The sequence below is a fragment of the Rhizobium sp. AP16 genome (assembly GCF_000281735.1).
GTDB lineage: Bacteria > Pseudomonadota > Alphaproteobacteria > Rhizobiales > Rhizobiaceae > Rhizobium > Rhizobium rhizogenes.
The window spans coordinates 1-4,476 of record NZ_AJVM01000050.1 but is presented as its reverse complement, the minus strand read 5'-3'; the positions used below and the strand labels follow the sequence as shown (position 1 = coordinate 4,476).

Below are 4,476 nucleotides of genomic sequence, written 5' to 3'. Positions count from 1 at the left end.
CCGCCGCCGTCATCGGCGGCTGCCTCTTGACCGGCGGACGCGGCTCGATCCTTGGCACCATACTCGGAGCGCTCATCGTCGTCAGCCTGCGCTACGAACTGATCGCGCTCGGTGCGCCATCATCCTGGTACATCACCTTCGTCGGCGCCGTGCTCATCATCGCAATCATCTTCAACCAGAAACTGGCCCGCTTCCTCGGGCACAGTGTTTGATGCGGGAGGACGCTCAAATGACAAACAATCACCCGCTTATTCAGGTCAAGAACCTCGACCTTTATTTCGGCGCCTTCCATGCCCTGAAAAATGTCTCGGTCGACTTTCATGCCGGCGAACTGGTCGGTCTGGTCGGCGACAACGGCGCCGGCAAGACGACGCTGATCCGCGTTCTCTGCGGGATCCATGCTCCGACATCCGGAGAGGTCTTCTTCGACGGCAAGAAAGTCGAAAAATTTCACCCGAAGCTTGCCATCGACCAGGGAATCGAAACGATCCAGCAATCCGTCGGGCTTTGCGACAACCTGTCGATTGCACGCAATTTCTACCTTGGACGGGAGCCCGTCAAACGCATCCTCGGCATCCCCTTTCTCGACTTCGGCAAGATGCGCGAAAAATCCGCCCGAGTCATTCGGCAGTTCGGCCTGCGCGAGAATGTCTCCGCCGATGACGAGGTAGAGCGGCTCTCCGGCGGCGAGCGTCAGTCGGTCAAGATTGGTCGCGCCGTCGAGTTCAAGAACCGCGTCATCATCATGGACGAGCCGACTAACCATCTGTCGGTGCGAGAGCGCGAGCATGTCAACGAGATTGCCGTGCAGCTCAAGGAGCAGGGCCTGCTCGTCATCTATATCACCCACGACATCTTCCAGGTCCACAAGCTCGCCGACCGCATCGTCATCATGGAAAATGGCGAAAAGGTCGCCGACGCATCCACGGATGCCATGACCGCCGAAGCGCTTGAGGACGTCATCCGCCAAGGCGGCCGCGTCGTTGAAAAGAAGGAGGTGGTCTGATGGCACTGTCGGCCGCCAAACCGCTCATTCGGCGTCATTCGGAGCTTGGCATTTTTCTGATCGGCCTCGTTCTGGTCGTCATTTTCTCCGCCACCTCGGACGGCAACTGGGCCAATCTCTACAATATCGGGACGATCCTGCAGGTGACGGCAACCCTGGGGCTGATGAGCCTTGGCGTCGCGCTGGTGATCGGAACCGGGGAGATCGATATCTCGGTTGGATCGACGTTCGGGATGGGCGCGCTCGCCTATCTCTGGCTTGCGGCGCGAGTCGATCCATCGGTCGCCGTCATGGCCGCGATACTGGTTGGGTCGGCGATTGGCCTGATCAACGGGCTGCTCGTCACGCGGACCGGTACGCCATCCCTCATTATCACGCTCGGTACGCTGATGATCTTCCGCGGCATCGCCATCGCGCTAACGGAAGGATTCTCGTTCTCCATTCCCTATGCGGCGCGCAAGGGCTGGACCTACGTCGTGCTCGGCGGGGGTGACTTCCTCAACTTCAACACAGCCTTCTACTGGCTAATCGTGGTGCTCGTCGTTCTCTGGGTGATGTTGAAGGCGATGCCGTTCGGCAACCGGCTTCTCGCCGTCGGCGGCTCGGCCGAGAGCGCCCATTCCCGTGGTGTCCGGGTGGATCGTATCAAACTGTCGGCCTTCGTCTTGTGTGGTATGCTCGCCGCTTTCGGCGGGGCGCTGGAAGCCGGCAAGCTCGGCTTTGCGGATGGCTCGATGGGGCGGCTCATGGAACTCCAGGCGATCGCCTCCTGCGTGCTGGGTGGTTGTTTGCTTGCCGGCGGGCGCATTTCCCTGATTGGCGCGCTGATGGGCGCATTCGTGCTGTCTTCCATCCAATCCTATCTCGTCGTCATGGGTGTGCAGCCGCAGTGGTTCATCCTGATATTGGGGATGATCGTCGTGCTCGCTGCCTACGGCGACCGCTCCCTTCGCCAATGGGCTCTCAAGAAATAAGGATATCGGAATGTCAGTCAGAATAGCGATTATCGGTGCCGGCATCATGGGGGCGGACCATGCACGGATCGTCGCCGAAGATCTGCCGGGAGCAACCTTGCAGGTGGTCTGCGATGCCGCGCCGGAGCGCGCGCGAAAGATAGCGGAAGAATTCGGTGCCGCGGATGTCTCCATCGATCCGGTCGGGACAATAGGGCGAGGAGATGTCGATGCCATCCTGATCGCGAGCCCCGACGAAACGCATGCGCCGCTGTCGCTCGCCGCGATCGAGGCCGGAAAGCCGGCCCTGTGCGAGAAGCCACTGTCACAGAGCGCGAAGGAGTGCTTGGTCGTGATCGAGGCGGAGGTGTCGCGTGGTCGCCAGTTCGTTCAACTCGGCTTCATGCGCCGCTTTGATCCGTCCTATCGTGATATGAAAGCGGGGCTTGACGATGGCGCGCTCGGCCATGCGATCATGATGCACAACTTCCACCGCAACGTCGAAGCGCCGGCGAATTTTACCGGGCAGATGGCGATCACCAACTCCGCACCCCACGAGTTGGATGTCGCGCGCTTTGTGCTGGGCGCCGACTACACGGCAATTTCGGTCTTTCAGCCGGCCGGCATTAATGCATCGAGGACGGGAGCGCCGGTGTTCATGGTCCTCGAAACCGACAAGGGCCAGCTCGTGAACATCGAAATCAACAACAATGCGGCCTATGGCTATGACGTGCGCGGCGAACTCGTCGGCGAGAAGGGATCGATCTTCCTCAATGCCCCGGTCTATATCCGCCAGAACGGTCAACTGATGGCGTACGAGCGTTATGCAACCGATTGGCGTCCTCGTTTCGCGGAAGCCTATCGGCTGCAGAACAAGGCGTTCCTGAACTTCGTTCGAACCGGCGTATTTCCGGTTATCGCTTCCGATGCCTGGGACGGCTATTGCGCCTCTCTTGCCGCGGAAGCTGGCGTCGAGGCGCTCCGGAAGGGTGGGCGCGTCACAATCGCAAAGATGGACAAGCCGTCTCTCTATCACTGACAAAAGAGGATCCACTCATGAAACTCGGCTTCGTCTCCGACAGCCTCGGCGGCATGTCCTTTGAAGCGCTTCTCGACAACGCGGCCCGACTTGGTGTCTCGGGTGTCGAGGTCAACACAGGCGGCTGGTCGACCGCGCCGCATTTCGATCTGCAGTCGATGAAGGCGAGCGCCGATTCGCGCCGCGACTTCGCCAAAGCGTTCGAAAATCGCGGTCTGGAGATTATCGCCCTCAACGCCAACGGCAACCCCTTGCATCCCACCCAGCCGGAGCAGGGCGAATGCCTGAAGGACACGATCCGTATCGCTGGCGACATGGGAATCAAGACGGTGTGCGCTATGTCCGGCCTGCCCGCCGGCCGTGAAGGCGATCTGATGCCAAATTGGGTCGTCTCCTCATGGCCGCCGGAAACGCAGGCCATCCTCCGCTATCAGTGGGAGGAAAAGCTTCTGCCGTTCTGGACGGAGATCGCCGCCCTCGCGAGAGAAAACGGTGTCGCACGCATCGCACTGGAATTGCATGGCAACCAGTATGTCTACAATGTGCCATCGCTTCTGAAACTGCGCGCCGCCGTCGGTCCGGTCATTGGCGCAAACCTCGATCCATCGCATCTGTTCTGGATGGGCGCCGATCCGCTTGTCGCGGCCTTGGCTCTGGGTGAGGCCGTACATCACGTGCATGCTAAGGACACGATGCTGAACGGTCCTGTTCAGGCGACGACGTCGCTTCTCGAGAACGGCTCGTTGATGGACATCCCGGCCCGTAGCTGGTCTTACATCACGCTCGGCTTCGGTCATGGCGAGGAATGGTGGCGCCAATTCTGCTATCACCTGAAGATGGCGGGCTACGACGGTTGGCTGTCGGTCGAGCACGAGGATGTGCTGCTTAACAGCCTCGAAGGGCTGGAGAAGTCTATCGCACTCCTCAAGGGCGTAATGCCTGTGGCTGCGAGCGACTTCGTACCTCAGGCGATATGATCGATCCTCCCGCTGAATGGCCACTGCAGTGTGAACCTCACGCCTTTGGTGGCAATCACATCGCAGGCGCACTGAACCTGTACGCTTCTATTGCCAGATCATCATAAGCACGGGCAAAAGCAGGGCGGTCAGGGCGATTCCGAGGGCGGTGAACGCCGCGTTCAGTTCGCTGTGAGCGGTGACCTGCGCAGCGGTGACATCTGCGGCGAGACGGTGGGCGCGCCAATCATCGATGCACAGGTGCTTGAGCAACGGCGTCGATGATACCGCCCAGGATGGCGCGAGCGTCGGAATTGCGCCGATCTCCTACGGGACGGCCATAGTGATCGGCGTCGTCACCGCCTTCGGCGCCATGGAAAGTGCAACCGAGCGCTCGTCGCCAAGGGTCCAGACAATAGCGACGCCACTGACGAGGTTGATAGTCTGACCCAATGTCGCGGATCGGTTCGCAAGGCGACGCGCCGGCGCTTTGATTTTGCGCGTTTTAATTCCCAAGCACGG

The 4,476-nt window shown here is 60.4% G+C and carries 5 protein-coding genes and 1 pseudogene; 5 read left to right on the top strand and 1 reads right to left on the bottom strand.

The window, feature by feature from the left end:
• The 5 genes and pseudogenes from PMI03_RS15955 to PMI03_RS15935 form a co-directional block, all read left to right on the top strand.
• Window positions 1-212, top strand: a pseudogene (locus tag PMI03_RS15955) (ABC transporter permease); the annotation flags it as partial.
• A 17-nt stretch (window positions 213-229) separates the two neighbouring features.
• Window positions 230-1,006, top strand: a complete 777-nt coding sequence (locus tag PMI03_RS15950; protein WP_007695014.1) for an ATP-binding cassette domain-containing protein — start codon at window positions 230-232, stop codon at window positions 1,004-1,006.
• Complete coding sequence (locus PMI03_RS15945) at window positions 1,006-1,980, top strand: ABC transporter permease (protein WP_007695013.1); 975 nt, start codon at window positions 1,006-1,008, stop codon at window positions 1,978-1,980. Before PMI03_RS15950 ends, PMI03_RS15945 begins: the two co-directional genes overlap by 1 nt.
• A gap of 10 nt (window positions 1,981-1,990) precedes the next feature.
• The gene (locus PMI03_RS15940; RefSeq protein WP_007695012.1) at window positions 1,991-2,998 is read left to right on the top strand and encodes a Gfo/Idh/MocA family oxidoreductase; all 1,008 of its coding nucleotides are present in this window, start codon (window positions 1,991-1,993) and stop codon (window positions 2,996-2,998) included.
• A gap of 17 nt (window positions 2,999-3,015) precedes the next feature.
• A complete protein-coding gene (locus PMI03_RS15935) occupies window positions 3,016-3,975 on the top strand; it encodes a sugar phosphate isomerase/epimerase (protein WP_007695011.1) in 960 nt (319 codons plus the stop codon).
• Window positions 3,976-4,281: 306 nt separating this feature from the next.
• Here the strand turns inward: PMI03_RS15935 and PMI03_RS30745 are convergent.
• Window positions 4,282-4,476, bottom strand: a 195-nt coding sequence (locus PMI03_RS30745; protein WP_007695010.1) for an LrgB family protein, incomplete at its 5' end; no start/stop codon positions are given.

Bases quoted from the DNA above. Each gene is read 5' to 3' on its own strand.
- PMI03_RS15945 (WP_007695013.1), top strand. From the start codon at position 1,006: ATGGCACTGTCGGCCGCCAAACCGCTCATTCGGCGTCATTCGGAGCTT.
- PMI03_RS15940 (WP_007695012.1), top strand. From the start codon at position 1,991: ATGTCAGTCAGAATAGCGATTATCGGTGCCGGCATCATGGGGGCGGAC.
- PMI03_RS15950 (WP_007695014.1), top strand. From the start codon at position 230: ATGACAAACAATCACCCGCTTATTCAGGTCAAGAACCTCGACCTTTAT.
- PMI03_RS15935 (WP_007695011.1), top strand. From the start codon at position 3,016: ATGAAACTCGGCTTCGTCTCCGACAGCCTCGGCGGCATGTCCTTTGAA.